The organism is Janthinobacterium sp. GW456P, assembly GCF_002127655.1.
GTDB lineage: Bacteria > Pseudomonadota > Gammaproteobacteria > Burkholderiales > Burkholderiaceae_D > Janthinobacterium.
The window spans coordinates 1-522 of record NZ_NEHB01000074.1 but is presented as its reverse complement, the minus strand read 5'-3'; the positions used below and the strand labels follow the sequence as shown (position 1 = coordinate 522).

At 75.9% G+C, this 522-nt stretch carries 1 pseudogene; it reads right to left on the bottom strand.

What is annotated here, in order from left to right:
* Positions 1-522, bottom strand: a pseudogene (locus CBW66_RS29190) (hypothetical protein); the annotation flags it as partial.

The following is a 522-nucleotide window of genomic DNA, read 5'->3' as shown; positions in this document are numbered from 1 at the left end:
GGGCGGCTGCTGCGGCTGGGCCGGCACGGGCGGGCGGTTCGGCTGCATGGGATGCGGCGCCAGGTGCGTCTGGCCATCGTCCGTCTGCAGGCGGCCAGGGCGGTTGACCCAGTCGCGCCGGGGCTCCCGCTCGCCGCGCGGCGCCTCAACGGGACGCTGCCAGTTGCCGGCCGGCGCAGGCGCCGTGCTCAACGGCAAGCTTTGCATGACGGGCGGCGGCATGGTGGTGCGGTTGCGGCGCGGCACGTCGACCGTGCGCGTGCCGCCAAAACGCTCGCCCGGCAGCATCGTCATGCCTTCGCGCCGCTCGCGCTCACCCCGCTCACCCATGATCGGGCGGCGCCCTTCGGCCACGCGGTTGATGCGGCGCTCATAGTCCGCGCTGGCGCGGTAGCCGGGCACATAGCGCTCGTGCGGCGACAGGGGAAACCAGCCCACGCCGGGTCCCGGCCGCTGGCCGTGCTGCTGCCAGTGGTTGCCGCCGACCCAGCCCACCAGGGCCGGCGCCCACGGCACGCGGCC